This is a genomic window from Blastococcus sp. SYSU D00922 (assembly GCF_054050495.1).
In genome coordinates, this window is sequence record NZ_JBJGZL010000001.1 from 259,561 (window position 1) to 278,540 (window position 18,980).

Below are 18,980 nucleotides of genomic sequence, written 5' to 3' on the forward strand. Positions count from 1 at the left end.
CAGACGCGCCCTGTCCGCCGTCCGAAGGTCCCTTCTGCCATGACTGCACCGTCCCGTCAGGTCGACGTGCGCGCCCCGCGGTTCGCCGCGGCGCTCACGTCCGTCGTGCTCGCCGTCGCGCTGCTCACCGGCAACGGCTGGGTGGTCGCCGCCCAGGCGGTGGTGTTCGCGATCGGTGCGGCGGCCGGCCTGCGCGTCTCCCCGTACGGCCTCCTCTTCCGGCTGCTCGTCGCGCCCCGGCTCGGCCCGGTGCGCGAGCGGGAGCCGGAGGCCCCGCCGCGGTTCGCCCAGGTCGTCGGCCTGGTCTTCGCCGTCGTCGGCGCGGCCGGCTACCTGCTGGGCGCGCCGGCGCTCGGCGCCGTCGCCACCGGCCTCGCGCTGGTGGCGGCCCTGCTCAACGCGGCCACCGGGTTCTGCCTGGGCTGCGAGCTCTACCTGATCGCCCGGCGGGCCCTGCCGGCCCGCGCCTGACCGTCCGCACACACCGATCAACGGAGGAACCACCATGAGCCGCAACGACGTGCTCGTCACCGCCGACTGGGCCCAGGAGAACCTCGGGACCCCCGGCCTCGTCTTCGTCGAGGTCGACGAGGACACCAGCGCCTACGACGGCGGCCACCTCGAGGGTGCCGTCAAGCTGGACTGGAAGAAGGACCTGCAGGACCCGCTGCGCCGCGACTTCGTCAACAAGGAGGCCTTCGAGGCGCTGCTGTCCTCCCGCGGGATCAGCAACGACGACACCGTCGTCCTCTACGGCGGCAACAACAACTGGTTCGCCGCCTACGCCTACTGGTACTTCAAGCTCTACGGCCACGAGAACGTCAAGCTGATCGACGGCGGCCGCAAGAAGTGGGAGCTCGACGGGCGCCCGCTGTCGAAGGACGCCGTCCAGCGCCCGGCCACCCAGTACACGGCCAAGGACCCCGACCTCTCGATCCGCGCCTTCCGCGACGAGGTCGTCTCCTCGATCGGGTCCAAGAACATCGTCGACGTCCGCTCGCCCGACGAGTTCTCCGGCAAGATCCTGGCGCCCGCGCACCTGCCGCAGGAGCAGTCGCAGCGCGGTGGGCACGTCCCGACCGCGATCAACATCCCGTGGAGCAAGGCGGCCAACGAGGACGGCACGTTCAAGAGCGACGAGGAGCTCGAGAAGCTCTACGCCGAGCAGGGCTTCGACGACAGCCGCCCGACCATCGCCTACTGCCGGATCGGCGAGCGCTCGAGCCACACCTGGTTCGTGCTGCGCGAGCTGCTCGGCAAGAACGACGTCAAGAACTACGACGGCAGCTGGGTCGAGTACGGCTCGCTCGTCGGCGTCCCGATCGAGAAGTGAGTCGCTGACATGTGCGGAGCCCCGAAGCAGGGCGGTGCCCTGGCCGGCATCGACCTGAGCACGCAGACCGTCATCCAGGGTCAGGTATGGCACGACGGCGCCCCGGTGGCCGGTGCCTACGTCCGGCTGCTGGACGGGACCGACGAGTTCACCGCGGAGGTCGTCACCAGCCCCGAGGGTGAGTTCCGGTTCTTCGCCGCGCCCGGCGAGTGGAAGGTCCGTTCCCTGGCTCCCGTGGGCAAGGGCGAGCGGGTCGTCGCCGCCGAGGTCGGCCTGAACGAGACCACCATCGTCATCGACTGACGCACGAGGTCGCGCGACGCCCGCTCTCCCGCAGGGGAGGGCGGGCGTCGTCGTTCCCGGACTTCCGTGACGACGTGGTGCAGGATGCGCGCGTGAGCGACAGCGCGGGCTGGGCCCGGCTGGCCGGCGGCCGCCCGGTCCGGACGTCGTCGAGCACGCTCGTCCTGATCTGGGTGGCGTGGCTGGTGCTGCCGCCGATGCTGTACGTCGCCGGGTGGACGTCGCTCCTCTTCCTGCTGGCCGGGGTGCTCCTGGCCGTGGGCCTGCCGTTCAGCGGCCTGCTCATGACGTGGCGGAGCCGCAGGGTCGCCGCCGGCTTCTTCGCGGCGGCCCTGGCCGGGGTGGTGCTCCTGATCGCGTCGAGCCTCCCCGACGGCTGGTACCGGGACCGGGAGGGCGGGATGGTGGACCCGGGACCGTCGCTGTGCCAGCAGGTGACCATGGGCGAGGGGCCCTGCCCCGATGGCTGACGTCCGTCCCGCCCGTCGCCCGGTCCGGACGTCGTCCGCGGCGCTGGTGCTGATCTGGCTGGCGTGGGTCCTGGTCCCGCCGCTGCTGGTCTTCGGCGGCGCGATCGCCGCCGCGCCGTTCTTCGGCGAGGAGCCCACGGCCGCGGAGCGCTCGCAGGCGACCACGCTGTACCTCGTCGCCTCGGCACTGGCGCTGGGGCTGCCGTTCCTCGGGGTGCTGCTCACCTGGCGCGCGCGGAAGGTCGCGGCCTCGTGCTTCGCCGCAGCCATGATCGTGGTGGCCGTCCCGGTCGCGACGCTGCTGGCCACGGAGTTCCGGGAGGCGTTCGACGGGCCGGCGCCGGACTCGGGGCCGGCGGTCTGCCAGGAGCACAGCGGCGGCGACAACCGCTGCCCGGGCGGCTGAGTCAGCGGCTCCGGTGCCGCACGTGCCAGGCCACCGCCAGGAGCGCGGCCACGCCGAGTCCCGCTTGCCCGCCGGAGGTCGCGCCCTCGTAGACGGCGGCGCCGAGGTCGGGCGCGCCGGCCGCGGCCACGGCGCCGATGGAGCCACCCACCGCGAGCAGGACCGCCCACGCCCAGCGGACGCCGGGCCGGCGGACACCGGGCCGGGGCGGGGTCCGCCGCCACCAGCGCACGAGCCAGAGGAGCAGGACCACGCCGCCGAGCACGCTGCTCGCGTACTGGAGCCAGCGGTAGCCGGGGGCCGACCCCCAGTCCTCCGCCAGGACCTGGATGTGCGCCGGACCCCAGCGGCGCGCGTGGGTGAACTCGTCCCACAGCACGTGCGTGGCCGCACCCACGGCGAGAGCGGTCACCGTCCAGCCGGCGCGGGCGGGCGACGCGAGGCGGGTGCGCAGGCCGGGCGGGGGTCCGGGGATGCGTCCGCGCAGCCCGGCGGGGGCCGCCGCCAGTGCCGGCTCGGCCAGCAGCCCGTGCCAGACCACCCACGCCACCAGGCCCAGGACGACATCGGTGGTGACGACGGCGAGCGCGGTGTGCGTCCGCCACGGGAACCCGCCCGGCAGGTAGAAGGGCAGGTCCGGGGTGAGGCTGCCGATCACGAGCGCGGAGGCGGGCAGGGGAGTGCGCAGGAGCGGCAGCACCGCCGCCGCGTGGCTCGGGGTGAACGGCACTCAGAGGCCGATGAGGACGGCGAGGTCGGTCATCGCCCGGTCGAAGTAGCGGTCCCCGTCCTCGACAGAGCCCACGAAGTGCCCGAACAGCTCGAAGCTGATCGTCCCGTAGAGGGAGCTCCAGGCGAGCAGGGCTCGGACCCGGACGGTCTCGTCGATCGCCGGGTGCTCGCCGCCGAGCACGGCGGCGGTCTGGTCGCTCACCAGCGCCGGGTCGCGCTCGCCCGACCCCTCCGGCAGCTGCCCGGCGCGGGCGGCGTCGCCCAGGATCCGGCCCAGCACGATGCCGACGCGCGCCGCGGCGGGCACGGTGTCCTGGGGGGCCGCGTAGCCGGGCACCGGCGAGCCGTACAGCAGGGCGTACTCGTGCGGGTGCGCGAGCGCCCAGGACCGCACGGCGCGGCAGACGGCCAGCCAGCGGGCCCGCGGCTCGGCGGCCGGGTCGTCGGCGGCCTCCGCCGCCTCCCCGAGCGCGTCGTAGCCGTCGATGATCAGCCGGGTGAGCAGGTCGTCCCGGCTCGGGAAGTAGCGGTAGACCGCCGAGGAGACCATCCCGACCTCCCGGGCGACGGCGCGCAGCGACAGCGCCGCCGCGCCGACCTCCGCGAGCTGCCGGCGGGCGGCGTCGGTGATCTCCGCGGTCAGCTCGGCGCGGACGCGTTCACGGGCGGTGGGCACCGCCCGATGATGCCGGATCGTGAGCATCGCTCGCAACCGTGAGCGGTGCTCTTGACAGGAGTGTCCGAACTGGTCGAGCATCGGTCTCGAACGAGAGCACCGCTCTCGCAAACCGAAGGAGCTCCCATGGCACTGCAGGTGATCGTCGGCAAGGGACCGGTCGGCGTGACGACCGCGGACGAGCTGGTGGCCCGCGGCCACCGGGTCCGCGTGCTGTCCCGCAGCGGCGGGCGCTCCACCGGCGAGGTGGAGCACCGGCAGGTGGACGCCGCGGACGCCGACGCGCTGACCGAAGCCACGCGCGGTGCCGCGGCGCTCTACAACGCCGTCAACCCCGCCTACCACCGCTGGCCCACCGACTGGCCGCCGGTCGCCGCGGCGCTGCTCGCGGCGGCCGAGCGGACGGGCGCCGTCCTGGTGACGATGTCGAACCTCTACGGCTACGGCCGCCCGTCCGGCCCCATGACGACGGACACCCCGCTCGCCGCGACCGACGTCAAGGGCCGGGTGCGCATCCGCATGTGGGAGGACGCGCTGGCCGCCCACGAGGCGGGACGGGTGCGGGTGACCGAGGCGCGCGCCGCGGACTTCGTCGGCCCGCAGGTCCCCGCGGACCACTCCCACCTCAACCGGCAGCTGCCGGCTCTCCGCGCGGGCCGCCGGGCGTGGGTCATCGGCGACCCCGACGCCCGGCGGAGCTGGGCCTACCTGCCCGACGTCGCCGTCACGCTGGCCACCCTCGGCACCGACGAGCGGGCACTCGGCCGGGCGTGGCACGTGCCGAACACCGCGCCGCGCTCCCAGCGGCAGGCGCTCGCCGACCTGGCGGAGGGGATGGGCGTGCCCCCGGTCCCGGTCAGCGGCATCCCGTGGCCGGTCCTGCGCGCCGTGGGCCTCGCCGTCCCGATGATGCGCGAGGTCGTGGCCATCCGGCACCAGTGGGACCAGGACTTCGTCACCGACGCGACGGCGACCACGGAGACGTTCGGCCTCACCGCGACGCCGTGGGAGGAGGTCGTGCGGGCGACGACCGCGGCGGCTCCGGTGACCGCCTGAACCCTGTCGGCGACCCGCACCTACGGTGGGGGCCATGGTTTCAGCGTGGATCCTCGCGGCACTGGCGTCGCTGGGCGCGGTCGCCTGCGCCGTCGGCGCGCTCCGGCTCGCGCGGCGGCCGAAGGGTGCGCGGCGGTGAGCGGGGCGACCGAGCTGCCGGTGCCCGACACCGCCGACGTGCGGTCCGGTCCCGAGGTGTCCGAGGAGCTGCTGTCGGTCCTGCCGCTCCTGGGGGAGTGGCACGGCGAGGGGCAGGCGACCGGCGCGGGCGGTGACTTCCGCTTCGGCCAGTGGATCCGGTTCAGCCACGACGGTCGCGGGTTCCTCGCCTACGACGCCCGCTCGTGGCGGCTCACCGACGACGGCGCGATCGTCGGGCCGGGCGTCCGGGAGTCCGGCTTCTGGCGGCCGCGCGGCCAGGACGACGTCGAGCTCCTGGTGACCAACCCCGACGGGCTGGTCGAGCTCTACGTCGGCCGGGCGCGGACGACGACGAGCTGGGAGCTGACCACCGACGTCATGGCCCGCACGCCGGGCGCACCGGACGTGAGCCGCGCGGTCCGGCTGTACGGGATCGTCGAGGGCGCGCTCATGTACGCCATCGACCGCGCCGGCCCCGACGAGGCGCCGCGCCCGTGGATGTCAGCACGACTCGAACGGATCCGATGAACCGCACCCCCCGCGCCGTCGCCGACGCCTTCGTCGACGCCGTCTGCGACCTCGACCCCATCACCGCGGCCTCGCTCGGGACGCGCCCGGGCGACGACCGGCTGCCCGACTACAGCCCTGCCGGCCTGGAGGCCGAGGCGGAGCTGGCCCGCACCACGCTCGCCGAGCTCGACCGGGTGCTCGCCGAGTCGCCCGCGCTGCTCGACGACCCGATCGAGCGGGGCTGCGCCCGGTTGCTGCGCGAGCGCCTGGGCGCCGAGCTGGCCGCGTACGAGGCGGGCGAGGGCTACCGGTCGCTGTCCAACCTGTTCAGCCCGATCCACTCGGTCCGGCAGGTCTTCCTGATCATGCCGCTGGCGACCGAGCAGGACTGGGCCGTCGTCGCTCGGCGGATGGCCCGCGTCCCGGAGGCCTACGCGGGCTTCCGGGCCTCCCTGGAGGAGGGCGCGCGACGGGGGCTGTTCGCCGCGCCGCGGCAGGTGCTCACCGTCGTGGGGCAGCTCGACGAGTGGCTCACCGGGCCCTACTTCACCTCGTTCGTGGCCGCCGGCCCCGAGGCGCTGCGCGCGGACCTCGTGCGCGCCGCGGCCGCGGCCGACGGCGCCGTCGCCGCGATCCGCGACTACCTGCGCGACGAGTACGCACCCCGGGCGGAGGGGACGCCGGACGCGGTCGGCCGCGAGCGCTACGCCGTCGCCGTCCGCCGCTGGACCGGTTCCGACCTCGGGACGGGCGCCGGCCTCGAGGACGCCTACGCGTGGGGCTGGGCCGAGCACCGGGGGATCGCCGCCGAGCAGCGGGCGGAGGCCGAGAAGATCCTTCCGGGCGGCACCCCGCTCGAGGCCATGCGCTGGCTGACGGAGCACGGCCCGGCAGTCGACGGCGTCGAGGCGATCCGCGAGCGGCTCCAGGCGATGATGGACGAGGCGATCGAGGCCCTCGACGGGACGCACTTCGACCTCGCCGCGCCGGTGCGCGAGGTGGAGGCGATGATCGCGCCCCCCGGTAGCGCGGCGGCGCCGTACTACACCCGGCCGGCGCAGGACTTCTCCCGCCCGGGCCGGACCTGGCTGCCCACGCTGGGCCGGGAGCGCTTCCCGCTCTGGGACCTCGTCTCGATCTGGTACCACGAGGGGGTCCCCGGCCACCACCTGCAGCTGGCGCAGTGGGCCTACGTCTCCGGGCAGCTGTCGACGTACCAGACCTCGCTCGGCTCGGTGAGCGCGAACGTCGAGGGCTGGGCGCTGTACGCCGAGCGGCTGATGGACGAGCTCGGCTTCCTGCCCGACCCGGGCACCCGCCTGGGCTACCTCGACGCCCAGCAGCTGCGCGCGGTCCGGGTGGTCATCGACATCGGCATGCACCTCGGGCTGCCGATCCCGGCCGACGCCGACGGGGCGCTGGCCGAGCACCGCGGCCGCCCGTGGACGCCGGAGCTCGCCCGCACCTTCATGGGTGAGCACTCCGGCGCCGACCCGGCCTTCCTGGACAGCGAGCTGGTCCGCTACCTCGGCATCCCGGGGCAGGCGATCAGCTACAAGCTGGGGGAGCGGGCCTGGCTGGAGGGCCGCGCCGCTGCCCGGCAGGCGGCCGCCGCGCGGGGCGCCGAGTTCGACCTCAAGTCCTGGCACATGGCCGCGCTGTCCCAGGGCTCGCTGGGCCTCGACGACCTCGCCGCGGAGCTCGCCCGGCTCTAGGCGACCGGATCGCCGGGTGCGACGGCGAAGGCCTCGACGCCGTCGCTGGACAGCAGCTCGGCGATGCAGGCCGCGCCGGCCCCGACGTAGGTGCTGCGCAGGTCGACGTCGGTGACCACGCACCAGGCCCGGTCGTCGGGCCACCAGAGGTTGGCGCTCTGCTCGTGCGGCTCCGGCGCCAGGTTGCGGACGGCGTCGGCGACGGTGCCGCGGACGAGAACCACGTCCCGCTCGCCCTTCAGCAGCAGCCGGGGCGGCTCGTCGGGCGAGGTCAGGTCGTAGCCGAAGCCGTCCCACCGACCGAGCAGGCAGTGCTCCGGCGTCGTGGTGTGCCGGGCGAGCACGGCAGCGAGGCGGTCGGCCAGGGGTACGGGGAGGTGGCCCTCGCTGGGCCCGTCGTCCCACACGGGGGGCTGGCAGTCGGCGGGTCCCCGGGTGATCGCGTCCCACCGCGCGAACGGGCCGACGGCGGTGCCGTTGTGCGCCGCGACCTCGGCCCACGGCACCTCGACGTCGTCGTCGCCCGCGTAGCGGACGGCGGGGTGCAGGACGCGGGCCCAGGCCTCGAAGACGTCCGGCACCAGGGAGGCGACGGTGCCCGGCTCTGCCCGGCGCCGGGAGGAGGAAATCCACACGCCCTGGGAGACGTCGGTCTCGACAGGTAGTCCGCCGAGCTCCACGACCACGAACCTACCCAGGGAACGGACAACCCCCGGGCTGCTCCGCGGCGCTGTCCTCCGGAGAGGGAGCTGCACGCGGGCCGACTGGACAAGTGTCGGCGGCCCGGGGGTCGGGTGACTGTCCGGTTCTCGCTCGCCGCCGTACGACGGACGGGCGATCTGCCGTCGCTCAGACTGTCGTCTGAACGGGCGGCCCATCTGGACGGCGGCTAGCGGACAGCCACCTCACGAGTCCTGTAGCTCAGCAAAGTTACGGACCACCTCCTCTCTCGTGTACGACGAAAGTACGTCGGTCCCGGAGGGTCGTGCAACGAGGAATTTCAGCCCTCGGCGGACGGGCGGGCGGGCCTGTCGTCGACCGGGTCCCAGGCGTCGGGGATGCCGTCCCGGTCGACGTCGCGCCGCTCCTCCTCGTACATGCGCTTGTAGCGGCGGTTGCGGAGGCGGAGGACGACCGTGGCCAGCAGGGCGGCGAGCAGCGTTCCGGCCAGGATGCCGACCTTGGCGTGGTCGTAGCTCTCGCTCTCCGCGCCGTACGCGAGCTCGGTGATCAGCAGCGAGACGGTGAAGCCGATCCCCCCGAGCAGGGACAGCCCGATCACGTCCGGCCAGCCCAGGTTCTCGTCGAGCTCGGCCCGCGTGAAGCGCGACACCAGCCAGGTGGCCGCGGTGATGCCGATGGTCTTGCCGGCCACCAGGCCGACGACGATCCCGATCGCGATGCTGTCGCCCAGCGAGGCGCCGAGCCCCGACAGCCCGCCCACGGCCACGCCCGCGGAGAAGAAGGCGAACACCGGGACGGCGAACCCCGCGGACAGCGGCCGCAGCCGGTGCTCGAAGTGCTCGGCCAGCCCCGGTCCGGCGTCCGGGCCGCCGGCCGCCTCGCTGCGCACGACGGGCACCGTGAAGGCCAGCAGGACGCCGGCGACGGTGGCGTGGACGCCCGACTCGTGCATGAACACCCACGTGAGCGCGGCGAGCGGGAGCAGCAGCCACCACGAGCGGACCCGCCGCTGCACCAGGAAGCCGAATGCCGCCAGCGGCAGCAGCGCCAGCGCGAGGAAGCCGATCGACAGCTGCTCCGTGTAGAAGATCGCGATGACGACGATCGCCAGCAGGTCGTCGACGACGGCGAGGGTGAGCAGGAACGTCCGCAGCGCGCTGGGCAGGTGGGTGCTGATCACCGCCAGGACGGCGAGGGCGAACGCGATGTCGGTGGCCGACGGGATCGCCCACCCGGCCAGCGCGCCCTCGCGCCCGCCCAGGTTGAGCAAGACGAAGAACAGCGCGGGCACCGCCATGCCCCCGACGGCGGCGGCGATGGGCAGGGCGGCCCTGCGGGGGTCACGCAGGTCGCCGGCGACGAACTCGCGCTTGAGCTCCAGCCCCGCGACGAAGAAGAAGATGGCGAGCAGCCCGTCGGCGGCCCAGGTGCCCAGCGAGAGGTCCAGGTGGAGGGACGACGGGCCGACCCGGGTGTCCCGGAGGCTCTCGTAGGCGCCACCCCAGGGGGAGTTGGCCCAGACGAGTGCGATCGCCGCACCGGCCAGGAGCAGGGCCCCGCCGACGGTCTCCTTGCGCAGGACCGACGCGATCCGCTGCGCCTCCGGGTAGGAGCCCCGGCTCAGCAGGCGGGAGGTGGTGGAGGGCACGGGCGGCTCCGGGGTCAGGGGGTCGACGAGGACGTTGCCGACCAGACTTCCCGGCGCACCGGGGCCGACCCTACCGGGAACTACCCTTGGCGGGTGGCCGACAGCCAGGACAGCAGCGCCCCGCTCGCCGAGCGGCTGCGCGCGAAGGGGCTGCGGCTGACGGCGCAGCGCCAGCGGGTCCTGGCCGCCGTCGCCGCCCTGGAGCACGCGACCCCGGAGGCGATCGGGGCCCGGCTGCGCGAGGAAGCCGGCCCGGGCGGGGCCGCGCCGGACACCTCGACCGTCTACCGCAACCTCGAGCTGCTCGAGCGGCTCGGCCTGGTCTGGCACACCCACCTCGGCAAGGGCGCGCCGGTGTACCACGCGGCCGAGCACCCGCACCTGCACGTGGTCTGCCAGTCGTGCGGCGAGATCGCCTCGGCCGCGCCGGACCTCCTCGACAGCGCCGCGGAACGTCTGGCGGCCGATCTGGGTTTCACGGTGGACGTGGGGCACGTCGCCCTGTCCGGGACGTGCCGCGCGTGCCGTGAGAGAACGGAGACCTCGTGAACCCCCTGCTCGCCCGTCCCGGTGCCGTCGTCGTCGAGGGTGGCGCGATCGCGGCCCACTACGGCGACCCCCTCCGCGAGCAGCGGCTGCTGGCCGAGGCGGCGGGCCTGGTCGACCGCAGCGACCGCGACGTCCTCCAGGTCCCCGGCGTGGACCGGCTCTCGTGGCTGCACAGCATCACCAGCCAGCACTTCGACCGGCTGACCGACGGGTCCGGCAGCGAGGCGCTCGTGCTCTCGCCGAACGGCCACGTCGAGCACCACCTCGCGGTCGCCGAGCTGGCCGGGACGACGTGGGTCGACGTCGAGCCGGGCACCGGTTCCGCGCTGGAGGCCTTCCTCCAGAAGATGCGCTTCATGCTCCGCGTCGAGCCCGCCCTTGTCACCGACGCGTGGGCCGTGCTGAGCCTGGTCGGCCCGAAGGCGGAGGAGGCGCTGGCGGCCGCCGGCTTCCCGGTGCCGGACGGCGTCGGCAGCCTGGACGGCGGCGGCTTCGTGCGCCGCATGCCCGCGATCGGCGACGGCGGAGCGGCCGTGTTCGACCTGGTCGTGCCGCGTACCGACGTCGACGGGATCGCCGACCGGCTCGGCGCGCCGCTGGCCGGCGTCGACGCCTACGAGGCACTCCGGGTGGAGGCCCGCCGTCCCCGGTTCGGCCTGGACACCGACCACCGCACGATCCCCAACGAGCTGCCGTGGCTGCGGACCGCGGTCCACCTGGACAAGGGCTGCTACCGGGGCCAGGAGACCGTCGCCCGGGTGCACAACCTGGGCCGGCCGCCGCGCCGGCTGGTCCTCCTGCACCTGGACGGCGTCAGCGAGGTGCTGGCCGAGCCGGGGACTCCGGTGCTCGCCGGGACCCGCGAGGTGGGCCGGGTGGGGACCGTCGTCCGCCACCACGAGCTCGGCGTGATCGCCCTCGCGCTGGTGAAGCAGTCGGTCGCGATGGACGCGGCCCTCACCGTCGCCGGCTCGACGGCCGCGATCGACCCCGACGATGCCCCGGCGGAGGCCGACGACACCCTGGTCGCGGCCCGCGAACGCGTCCGGGCGGTCCGGTCTGCGACGATCGGCCGGTGACCTCCAGCACCCTCATCACGGTCGCCCCCACCGGCGCCGAGTCGGCGAAGGCCGACGTGCCGGCCCTGCCGGTGACCGTCGAGGAGGTCGTGGCCGCCGCGCGCGGCTGCGAGGCCGTCGGCGCCGCAGTCATCCACCTGCACGTGCGGGACGCCGACACCCGGCCCACGCTCGACCTCGGCCGGGTGCGCGAGGTCGTGGCGGCGGTGCGCGAGAGCACCGACCTCGTGGTGCAGCTGTCCTCCGGCGGTGCGGTGACCGACCCGTTCGACGCGCGGCTCGCCGTCCTGGACGCCGAACCGGACGCCGCGTCGCTGACGCTGGGCACCGTCAACTTCGGCCGCGACGTCTTCTCCAACCCGTGGGACCTGATCGTCGAGCTGCACACCCAGATGCAGCAGCGCGGCATCGTGCCCGAGTACGAGGTCTTCGACCTCGGGCAGCTGGCGACCCTCACCCGGCTGCTCGACAGGTACGGCCCGCCGCACGGCGGGCACGTGCACGTCGACCTGGTGATGGGCGTGCCCGGCGGCATGCCGGGGACGGCGCAGGCGCTGACCGCGTGCCTGCCGCTGCTTCCGCCCGGGGCGACCTTCGCCGCCACCGGTGTCGGCCGGACGTCGCTGCCGGTGATGCTCGCGGCGCTGTCCGCGGGTGGTCACCTGCGGGTGGGCATGGAGGACACGCTCACCTACGCTCCCGGCGAGCCGGTCCGCGACAACACCCAGCTGGTCGCCCGCGCGGCCGGGCTCGCCCGGATCGCCCAGCGCCCGCCGATGACTACCGAGGACGCCCGAACCTTCCTGGGGATCAAGCCGATGGAGATTGCCCGATGAGTCCCAAGCCTGCCCCCGCCGGCGGTGCCGCCGTCGACGCGCTCCTCGAGCCCGCGTTCCTGGAGAACGCCACGAGGCAGCCGATGTCCGAGGTCCGCCGCCTGCGCCGGGACGCCGAGCAGCAGGAGGTCAACCTCTCCTACACCCGCCGCCTGCTGCAGGGGCGCCTCGACATCGTGCGCCGCGAGCTGCAGCGCCGCGCCGAGCACGACGGCCGGTCGCTGGTCGACCTGCTGCCGGAGATCCTGAGCGAGAAGGGGCGCGGCCCGGCGCACGGCCTGGGCCGGCACCAGACGGTGCAGCCGCAGGCCCCGGAGGAGTACGAGTCCTGGGTCAACTCGCTGACCAAGGGCGTGGACATCTCCGCGATCCAGAGCCTGACCGATGCCAAGCTGGAGAAGGCCGCCCGCGCGCTCGCCGACGCGGAGAGCGACCTGTCCGAGCGGCGGCGCGGTGTGCAGCAGGTGATGGACGGCCTGGCCGCCGAGCTCGGGCGCCGGTACCGGGACGGCGAGGCCGACGTCGCCGCCCTGCTGGCGGACGAGGGCCGGCACTGAACGCGGCTCCGGTCACCGACTGGCCCGACAACCCGGTTCTCGTCGAGGTCTGGCGGTCGGGCTTCCTCGAGTCGGTGCACCGCGGGTCGCTCGTCGTCCTCGACACGTCCGGGGCGGTGACCTTCGGCGCCGGCGCGCTCGACCGCCCGATCCTGCCGCGCTCGTCGAACAAGCCGGTCCAGGCGACGGCGATGCTGGCCGCCGGGTGGGCCCCGCGGTCGGCGCAGGAGCTGGCGATCGGCGCCGGGTCGCACAACGGCGAGGACGCGCACCGCGACCTGGCCGCGTCGATGCTGGCGGCGGCGGCCCTCGGCCCCGACGACCTGGGCTGCCCCCCGGCGCTGCCGCAGCACGAGGGGACGAAGGCCGACTGGATCGCGACCGGCCGTGCGCCGGAGCGCCTGGCGATGAACTGCTCGGGCAAGCACGCGGCGATGCTGGCGGCCTGCGTGGCGGCGGGCTGGCCGACCGGCGGCTACCTGGAGCGCGACCACCCCCTCCAGCGGTCGATCGAGGCACGTCTGGGCCAGGCGGCGGGTGAGCCGGTGACGGCGGTCGTGGTCGACGGGTGCGGAGCTCCGCAGCACGCGCTGTCGGTGACCGGCCTGGCCCGCGGCGTCCTGTCGCTGGTGGAGGCCGCCGCGGGCACGCGGGAGCGCGCCGTCGCCGACGCCATGCGGGCCGAGCCGTGGTTCGTCGCGGGCACCGGCCGCGAGGACACCGAGCTCATGCAGGCGGTGCCCGGGCTGCTGGTCAAGGGCGGCGCCGACGGCGTGCACGTGGCCGCCGTCCCCGGTCTCGGCGCCGTGGCGCTGAAGCTGGACGACGGCGGTGACCGCGGCCGCATCCCGGCCCTGGCCGCGGCGCTCCGCCGGCTGGGCGTGCCGGCCGAGCAGCTGTCGCGGTGGTTGCTGACACCGGTGTCCGGCGGGGACGGCGTGGTCGGCGAGGTCCGCCCGGGCTCGGTCCTGCTGGGCTGACCTGCGGTTTCGCCTGTGACTGGCCTCACGCCCATCTGCTAGCAACTCCGCTTGCAGCTGCTAGCACCTGTGCCTAGAGTTGCTGGTGTGCAGACGCCCGGTGAGTTCGTCCGCGAGCAGGTGACGACGGTCCGCGAGAAGGTGGACCGGGTCGCCGGCAGCGTGGCGGAGTCGGTCGCGGGATCGGTGGGGGACAAGCCCAGCGTCGCGGCCGTCAGCTCCCAGGTCGGCGAGTTCATCCGCGAGCAGCGCAGTGCTGCCCGGGTCTCCCTGCGCGAGCTGGCCCGCACCGCCGGGGTCAGCAACCCGTACCTGTCCCAGGTGGAGCGGGGTCTTCGCAAGCCGTCAGCGGAGATCCTCGCGTCGATCGCCCGGGGCCTGAAGATCTCCGCCGAATCGCTCTACGAGCAGGCGGGGATCCTCGACCGGCGCTCCGGCAACCCGGACACCGTGGCGGCGATCCGATCGGACGACGCCCTGTCCGAGCGTCACAAGGCGGTCCTGCTCGAGCTGTACGAGACGTACGTGCGCGAGCACCGGGCCGCAGCGAAGACCTCTTCCCACCCCACAGACAGCTCTACGAAGGAGTCGGCATGACCCCCACCGAGACCGTGAAGCAGTACGGCGAGACCGTCGTGACCGTGGCCAAGCCGGCCGTCCTGGCCGCCATCGGCGCCGGTGACCTGGCCGTCGAGCGCGCCAAGACCGTCGTGGCCCAGTTCCGCTCGCGGGCCGAGGCTCTGCCGGGCGAGGCCCAGGTCCAGGCCGACCTGGCCGTCAAGGAGGCCCGCACCCGGGCCACCGAGGCCGCCGTCAACGCCCGCACCACGGCGCAGCAGCTGGCCGTCGCCGTCCGCCCGGAGGCGCTGCGCAGCACCGTCGCCGGCCTGGTCGAGACCGCCCGCACCCAGGCGCTGGCCACCGTCGAGTCCCTGGCCGCCCACGGCGCCGAGGTCGTCGAGGAGCTGCGCCAGCAGCCGGGCTTCCGCCGGGTCGTGCGTCGCGCCGAGCGCGCCGTCGACACCGTCGAGGACGCCCTCGAGGAGGTCCTCGAGGAGACCGCCGAGGCCGTCGTCGAGGCCTCCAACGAGGTGACCTCGGTGGCGCAGAAGACCGCCGCCAAGGCCACCAAGGTCGCGGCCAAGGCCGAGAACAAGGTCGAGGACGCCGCCGAGAGCACCAAGGCCACCGCCGAGAAGGCCGTCGAGGCCCCCAAGGCCGCCAAGCCCGCCGCCAAGAAGACGACCGCCGCCCGCAAGGCCCCGGCCAAGTCCACCTCGGCCCGGGTGACCCGCGCCCGCACCGCCAAGCCGGCCAACCCGACCGCGGTGCCCGCCAAGAAGAACTGACGTCCCCGACGTCGGACCACCGACCAGGGCCCCGGAGCTGCGTGCAGCGCTCCGGGGCCCTGTCGCGTCCGCGGGCTGCGGCGCCCGCGATCCCCGGGATCCCGGGCGCCGGGCGGGTAGGCTCGCCCCCATGGCGACGTTCGAAGGGCTGGTGCTGCTCGTGCTCTACGTGGGCGCGCAGGCACTCACGCTGTGGGCCTTCGTCGATGCGCTGATCCGGCCGGCCGCCGGCTACGTCGCCACCGGCAAGCTCACCAAGCCCGCCTGGGCCGGCATCACCGGGCTCGCGGCGCTGCTCATCTTCTGGCAGCAGAACCCGATGACGCTGTTCGGCCTCCCGGCGGTCATCGCCGCGATCGTCTACCTGGTCGACGTGCGCCCGGCCGTGCGCGGGCTACGGCGCGGCAACAGCTGGTGAGCCGTCCCGCCTCGGCGGGCCGCCGTCTCAGTCGGCGGGGATGAGCAGCCAGAGCAGCAGGTAGGCGATGAACTGCGGGCCGGGGAGCACGCAGGAGAGCACGAACGCCAGGCGCAGGCCGTTGCGGGAGAGCCCGTAGCGGCGGGCGATGCCGGCGCAGACCCCGCCGATCACCTTGTTGCGGGAGTCCCGGCGCAGCGGGAGGTTCGCGGGCACCGTCATGCCGGTAGACCCTACGGGGGATCGCTGACGGGAGGGCGCGCGTGCGGGTGCGGGCGGTGCTCGGGGACATCACGCGGGCCGACGTCGACGTCGTCGTCAACGCGGCCAACCCCGGGCTGCTCGGCGGCGGTGGCGTGGACGGCGCCATCCACGCCGCCGGAGGCCCGGCGATCCTGGCCGAGTGCCGCGCGATCGTCGCCCGCCTCCCGGGCGGGCGGCTGACGCGAGGGGAGGCGGTCGCGACCACCGGCGGCCGGTTGCCGGCCCGCTGGGTCGTGCACACAGCGGGGCCGATCTGGTCGGCGACCCGCGACCTGTCCGGCGTCCTGCGGTCCTGCTACCGCGAGAGCCTGCGGGTGGCCGACGAGCTGGGTGCCAGGACCGTCGCGTTCCCGGCCGTCTCCGCGGGTGTGTACGGCTGGCCCCTGGACGACGCCGCGCGCCAGGCGGTCACGGCGGTGCGCTCGGTGGAGCCCCAGCACGTGCAGGAGGTCCGCTTCGTCCTGTTCTCCGACGAGGCGCTGACCGCGTTCGAGGCGGCGCTCAGCGGCTGAAGACGCCGTCGGGGGGCTCGGGGGAGTCGACGGCGTCGGCGTCGAGGACCGGCTGCGCCCCCTTCGCGAAGCGCGCCAGGTCCGGCCCGTGCACGACGCGGGCAGGCATCGGGTCACGAGCGCACCGGCGGACGTACCCGTCGATCGGCAGCTCCGCGTCGGAGGCGACCGCGACCAGGTTGCCGAAGCGCCGGCCGCGCATCGTGCCGGGCTCGGCGAGCAGGCAGACGTGGCGGAAGACCGCGCGGAGGGTGGCGACCTGGGCGCGGGCGAACCGCAGCGGCGGGCCGTCGGCGACGTTGGCGGTGTAGACGCCGCCGGGTCGCAGCACGCGGTGCGCCTCCGCGGCGAACTCGGCGCTGGTGAGGTGCGCGGGGGTTCGCGCGCCGGCGAACACGTCGCAGACCACGACGTCCGCGCTGGCCGTGTGGAGGGCGGTCAGCCCGACGCGCGCGTCGTCCGCACGCACGCGGATGCGGGCACCGCGGGGGAGCGGCAGGTGCTCGCGGACGAGGTCGGTGAGCGGCTGGTCGATCTCCACCACGCGCTGCCGCGAGCCCGGGCGGGTCACCGCCACGTACCGGGGGAGCGTGAGCGCGCCGCCGCCGAGGTGCGCGACGTCGATCGGTGCGCCGGGCTCCGCCGCGAGGTCGAGGACGTGGCCCATGCGGCGGACGTACTCGAACTCGAGGTGAGCGGGGTCGTCGAGGTCGACGTGCGACTGCGGCGTGCCGTTGACCAGCAGCATCCAGGAGCCGTCGCGGTCGGCGTCGGCGAGCAGCTCGGCCGTCCCGCCCGCCACCTCGGTCGGGCCGGGGGGCAGCCTCACGTCGGCGCGACCGCCGACCACCGGACCGTCACCTCGCCGTGCCGCCAGCGCCGGGACGAACCCACCATCGGCCAGCCCTGCTCTGCCAGCGCCTCGACCGCCGCCACCCACCGCTGGCGCGGCCCGAACGCCGACAGCCCGGCGGCGGCCGCCCACGCGGCGTCGAACGCGCGCAGGAAGTCGTGCACCGGCTGCCCGGGCACGTTGTGGTGGATCAGCGCCTTCGGCAGCCGCTCCGCGAGGTCCGACGGCCTGGTGATGTCCGCGACCCGCGTGGCGAGCGTCAGCGTCAGCGGTCCGTCGGCGTCCAGCGCCACCCACGCCGAGCGCCGTCCCCACTCGTCGCAGGTGCCCTCGACGAGGAGGCCGCCCGGCGCCAGGGCCGCCCGCATCGTGTCCCAGGCCCGGGCCGCGGACTCCTCGTCGTACTGCCGCAGCACGTTGAACGCCCGCACGATCACCGGCTGCAGCCCGGCCAGCTCGAACCCGCCCACCCGGAAGTCCACGCGCGGCGGGTCGCGGTCGGCCTCGACGGCGGCCACGCGCGCGGGGTCGATCTCCAGCCCTACGACCTCCAGGCCGTCGACCTCGGGGCCGAGCCGCTCGACGAGCTCGAGGGTGGTGACGGCGGACGACCCGTAGCCCAGGTCGACCACGAGCGGACGGGCGGAGTCGCGCAAGCGCGGGACCTGGGTCGCGAGCAGCCACCGGTCGACCCGCCGCAGCCGGTTGGCGTTCGTGGTGCCGCGGGTCGGCAGGCCCAGCGCCCGGGCGCGACCGGCCGCCAGCCGCGGGGTCTTGCGGTGCGGAGCAGGGGACAGCGATGCCCGCTGCTTGTGGTCGCCCCCCGCCTCGCTCACCGTGTCGGAGGGTAGTCCCGGCTAGCGTGGTGCCGTGCAGGTGCGATCCGACGTCCGTCTGGCGGACCTCACGACCCTCGCCGTCGGTGGCCCGATCGAGCGGCTGATCGAGGTCGAGAACGGCGACGAGCTCGTCGCGGCGGTCCGCGACGCCGACGAGGCGGGTACGCCGCTGCTCCTGCTCGGCGGCGGCTCGAACGTGGTCGCGCCCGACGAGGGGTGGCCGGGCGACGTCGTCCTCGTCCGCTCGCGCGGCATCGAGCGCGACGGCGACAGCCTCACCGTGCAGGCCGGGCACGACTGGGACGAGCTGGTGGCGTACACCGTCGAGAACCGGCTGGCGGGCATCGAGGCCCTGTCCGGCATCCCCGGCTCCACCGGCGCCACGCCGATCCAGAACGTGGGGGCCTACGGCCAGGAGGTCGCGCAGACGATCACCGCCGTGCGCGTGTACGACCGCGCCGAGAAGTCCGAGCGCACCCTCTCGCCGGCCGACTGCGGCTTCGCCTACCGCGACAGCCGGCTGAAGCGGGAGCCCGGCCGGTTCGTCGTCCTCGACGTCACCTACGCGCTGCACCCGGGCGCGGAGTCGCGACCGGTCACGTACGCCGAGCTGGCGCGCACGCTGGGCGTCGAGATCGGGCAGCCCGCGCCGCTCGCCGACGTCCGGGAGGCCGTGCTGCGGCTGCGCCGCGGCAAGGGCATGGTGTGGGACCCCGCCGACCCCGACAGCCGCAGCGCCGGCTCGTTCTTCACCAACCCGATCGTGCCCGCTGACAAGGCGGTCGAGGGATGTCCCAGCTGGCCGGCCGGCGACGGGCTGGTCAAGCTCAGCGCCGCCTGGCTCGTGCAGCACGGCGGCTTCGGCCGCGGCACGCGCGAGGGGAACGTCGGGACGTCGTCCCGGCACAGCCTCGCCCTCACCACGGAGGACGGCGCCACGGCGGCGGAGCTGCTCGCGTTCGCGGACCGCGTCGTCGCGACCGTCGAGGAGAAGTTCGGCGTCCTCCTGGAGCGCGAGCCCACCGCGGTGCGCCCCTAGCCGAGATCTGCACACTCGTGGCGATCAGGCC

25 protein-coding genes are annotated in these 18,980 nt (G+C 74.9%); 18 read left to right on the forward strand and 7 right to left on the reverse strand.

Annotated features, from left to right (window positions below; genetic code table 11):
* Nucleotides 1–39: 39 nt before the first annotated feature.
* The 5 genes from ACI78T_RS01320 (at nt 40) to ACI78T_RS01340 (ending at nt 2,512) form a co-directional block, all read left to right on the forward strand.
* Complete coding sequence (locus ACI78T_RS01320; protein WP_456556290.1) at nt 40–471, forward strand: DUF4395 domain-containing protein; 432 nt, start codon at nt 40–42, stop codon at nt 469–471.
* Between the two features lie 34 nt (nt 472–505).
* The gene (locus tag ACI78T_RS01325) at nt 506–1,333 is read left to right on the forward strand and encodes a sulfurtransferase (protein ID WP_456556291.1); all 828 of its coding nucleotides are present in this window, start codon (nt 506–508) and stop codon (nt 1,331–1,333) included.
* A 9-nt stretch (nt 1,334–1,342) separates the two neighbouring features.
* Nucleotides 1,343–1,636: a DUF1416 domain-containing protein gene (locus ACI78T_RS01330; protein ID WP_456556292.1), complete on the forward strand. Its 294-nt coding sequence runs from the start codon at nt 1,343–1,345 to the stop codon at nt 1,634–1,636.
* Nucleotides 1,637–1,728: 92 nt separating this feature from the next.
* A complete protein-coding gene (locus ACI78T_RS01335) occupies nt 1,729–2,106 on the forward strand; it encodes a hypothetical protein (protein WP_456556293.1) in 378 nt (125 codons plus the stop codon).
* Complete coding sequence (locus ACI78T_RS01340) at nt 2,099–2,512, forward strand: hypothetical protein (protein ID WP_456556294.1); 414 nt, start codon at nt 2,099–2,101, stop codon at nt 2,510–2,512. Before ACI78T_RS01335 ends, ACI78T_RS01340 begins: the two co-directional genes overlap by 8 nt.
* Nucleotide 2,513: 1 nt before the next feature.
* On the opposite strand, the gene ACI78T_RS01345 is transcribed toward ACI78T_RS01340, so the two are convergent.
* Both ACI78T_RS01345 and ACI78T_RS01350 read right to left on the reverse strand, forming a co-directional pair.
* Nucleotides 2,514–3,242, reverse strand: a complete 729-nt coding sequence (locus ACI78T_RS01345; protein WP_456556295.1) for a DUF4184 family protein — start codon at nt 3,240–3,242, stop codon at nt 2,514–2,516.
* On the reverse strand, nt 3,243–3,920 hold the full coding sequence (locus ACI78T_RS01350; RefSeq protein WP_456556296.1) for a TetR/AcrR family transcriptional regulator: 678 nt from the start codon (nt 3,918–3,920) through the stop codon (nt 3,243–3,245).
* Nucleotides 3,921–4,046: 126 nt separating this feature from the next.
* Here ACI78T_RS01350 and ACI78T_RS01355 point away from each other — a divergent pair, with 126 nt between their 5' ends.
* The 3 genes from ACI78T_RS01355 (at nt 4,047) to ACI78T_RS01365 (ending at nt 7,342) form a co-directional block, all read left to right on the forward strand.
* Nucleotides 4,047–4,976 carry an NAD-dependent epimerase/dehydratase family protein gene (locus tag ACI78T_RS01355; RefSeq protein ID WP_456556297.1) on the forward strand — a complete coding sequence of 310 codons (930 nt, stop codon included), beginning with the start codon at nt 4,047–4,049 and terminating at the stop codon, nt 4,974–4,976.
* Between the two features lie 135 nt (nt 4,977–5,111).
* Nucleotides 5,112–5,645, forward strand: coding sequence for an FABP family protein (locus ACI78T_RS01360; RefSeq protein WP_456556298.1), 534 nt, complete (start codon nt 5,112–5,114; stop codon nt 5,643–5,645).
* Entirely contained in the window at nt 5,642–7,342 is a 1,701-nt protein-coding gene (locus ACI78T_RS01365) for a DUF885 domain-containing protein (RefSeq protein WP_456556299.1), read from the forward strand. Before ACI78T_RS01360 ends, ACI78T_RS01365 begins: the two co-directional genes overlap by 4 nt.
* On the opposite strand, the gene ACI78T_RS01370 is transcribed toward ACI78T_RS01365, so the two are convergent.
* Together ACI78T_RS01370 and nhaA are read right to left on the reverse strand one after the other, a co-directional pair.
* On the reverse strand, nt 7,339–8,022 hold the full coding sequence (locus tag ACI78T_RS01370) for a hypothetical protein (RefSeq protein ID WP_456556300.1): 684 nt from the start codon (nt 8,020–8,022) through the stop codon (nt 7,339–7,341). The two genes, ACI78T_RS01365 and ACI78T_RS01370, sit on opposite strands and share 4 nt — an antisense overlap.
* Before the next feature lie 320 nt (nt 8,023–8,342).
* Nucleotides 8,343–9,674: a Na+/H+ antiporter NhaA gene (nhaA, locus tag ACI78T_RS01375; RefSeq protein WP_456556301.1), complete on the reverse strand. Its 1,332-nt coding sequence runs from the start codon at nt 9,672–9,674 to the stop codon at nt 8,343–8,345.
* A 93-nt stretch (nt 9,675–9,767) separates the two neighbouring features.
* Here nhaA and ACI78T_RS01380 point away from each other — a divergent pair, with 93 nt between their 5' ends.
* The 8 genes from ACI78T_RS01380 to ACI78T_RS01415 all read left to right on the forward strand — a co-directional run bounded on the left by ACI78T_RS01380 (nt 9,768) and on the right by ACI78T_RS01415 (nt 15,442).
* Complete coding sequence (locus ACI78T_RS01380) at nt 9,768–10,223, forward strand: Fur family transcriptional regulator (RefSeq protein ID WP_456556302.1); 456 nt, start codon at nt 9,768–9,770, stop codon at nt 10,221–10,223.
* On the forward strand, nt 10,220–11,302 hold the full coding sequence (gene ygfZ, locus ACI78T_RS01385) for a CAF17-like 4Fe-4S cluster assembly/insertion protein YgfZ (RefSeq protein ID WP_456556303.1): 1,083 nt from the start codon (nt 10,220–10,222) through the stop codon (nt 11,300–11,302). Before ACI78T_RS01380 ends, ygfZ begins: the two co-directional genes overlap by 4 nt.
* A complete protein-coding gene (locus tag ACI78T_RS01390; RefSeq protein ID WP_456556304.1) occupies nt 11,299–12,138 on the forward strand; it encodes a 3-keto-5-aminohexanoate cleavage protein in 840 nt (279 codons plus the stop codon). Before ygfZ ends, ACI78T_RS01390 begins: the two co-directional genes overlap by 4 nt.
* Nucleotides 12,135–12,695 carry an RsiG family protein gene (locus ACI78T_RS01395; protein WP_116450955.1) on the forward strand — a complete coding sequence of 187 codons (561 nt, stop codon included), beginning with the start codon at nt 12,135–12,137 and terminating at the stop codon, nt 12,693–12,695. The genes ACI78T_RS01390 and ACI78T_RS01395 overlap by 4 nt, the downstream gene beginning before the upstream one ends.
* Entirely contained in the window at nt 12,692–13,675 is a 984-nt protein-coding gene (locus ACI78T_RS01400) for an asparaginase (protein ID WP_456556507.1), read from the forward strand. The genes ACI78T_RS01395 and ACI78T_RS01400 overlap by 4 nt, the downstream gene beginning before the upstream one ends.
* An 87-nt stretch (nt 13,676–13,762) precedes the next feature.
* Nucleotides 13,763–14,272, forward strand: coding sequence for a helix-turn-helix domain-containing protein (locus tag ACI78T_RS01405; protein ID WP_456556305.1), 510 nt, complete (start codon nt 13,763–13,765; stop codon nt 14,270–14,272).
* Complete coding sequence (locus ACI78T_RS01410; protein WP_456556306.1) at nt 14,269–15,024, forward strand: hypothetical protein; 756 nt, start codon at nt 14,269–14,271, stop codon at nt 15,022–15,024. The genes ACI78T_RS01405 and ACI78T_RS01410 overlap by 4 nt, the downstream gene beginning before the upstream one ends.
* Nucleotides 15,025–15,154: 130 nt before the next feature.
* Entirely contained in the window at nt 15,155–15,442 is a 288-nt protein-coding gene (locus ACI78T_RS01415; protein WP_456556307.1) for a DUF2516 family protein, read from the forward strand.
* Nucleotides 15,443–15,469: 27 nt separating this feature from the next.
* On the opposite strand, the gene ACI78T_RS01420 is transcribed toward ACI78T_RS01415, so the two are convergent.
* Entirely contained in the window at nt 15,470–15,664 is a 195-nt protein-coding gene (locus ACI78T_RS01420; protein WP_456556308.1) for a PspC domain-containing protein, read from the reverse strand.
* A gap of 41 nt (nt 15,665–15,705) precedes the next feature.
* Between ACI78T_RS01420 and ACI78T_RS01425 the strand changes: the two genes are divergently transcribed.
* The gene (locus tag ACI78T_RS01425; protein WP_456556309.1) at nt 15,706–16,218 is read left to right on the forward strand and encodes an O-acetyl-ADP-ribose deacetylase; all 513 of its coding nucleotides are present in this window, start codon (nt 15,706–15,708) and stop codon (nt 16,216–16,218) included.
* Here ACI78T_RS01425 and ACI78T_RS01430 read toward each other — a convergent pair.
* Both ACI78T_RS01430 and ACI78T_RS01435 read right to left on the reverse strand, forming a co-directional pair.
* Nucleotides 16,208–17,047 (reverse strand): spermidine synthase, encoded by an 840-nt coding sequence (locus tag ACI78T_RS01430; RefSeq protein ID WP_456556310.1) that lies wholly within the window; start codon nt 17,045–17,047, stop codon nt 16,208–16,210. The genes ACI78T_RS01425 and ACI78T_RS01430 overlap by 11 nt on opposite strands.
* Nucleotides 17,044–17,907 (reverse strand): class I SAM-dependent methyltransferase, encoded by an 864-nt coding sequence (locus ACI78T_RS01435; RefSeq protein ID WP_456556311.1) that lies wholly within the window; start codon nt 17,905–17,907, stop codon nt 17,044–17,046. The genes ACI78T_RS01430 and ACI78T_RS01435 overlap by 4 nt, the downstream gene beginning before the upstream one ends.
* A 34-nt stretch (nt 17,908–17,941) precedes the next feature.
* On the opposite strand from ACI78T_RS01435, the gene ACI78T_RS01440 reads away from it, so the two are divergent.
* The gene (locus ACI78T_RS01440; protein ID WP_456556312.1) at nt 17,942–18,949 is read left to right on the forward strand and encodes a UDP-N-acetylmuramate dehydrogenase; all 1,008 of its coding nucleotides are present in this window, start codon (nt 17,942–17,944) and stop codon (nt 18,947–18,949) included.
* The last annotated feature ends 31 nt before the right edge of the window (nt 18,950–18,980 follow it).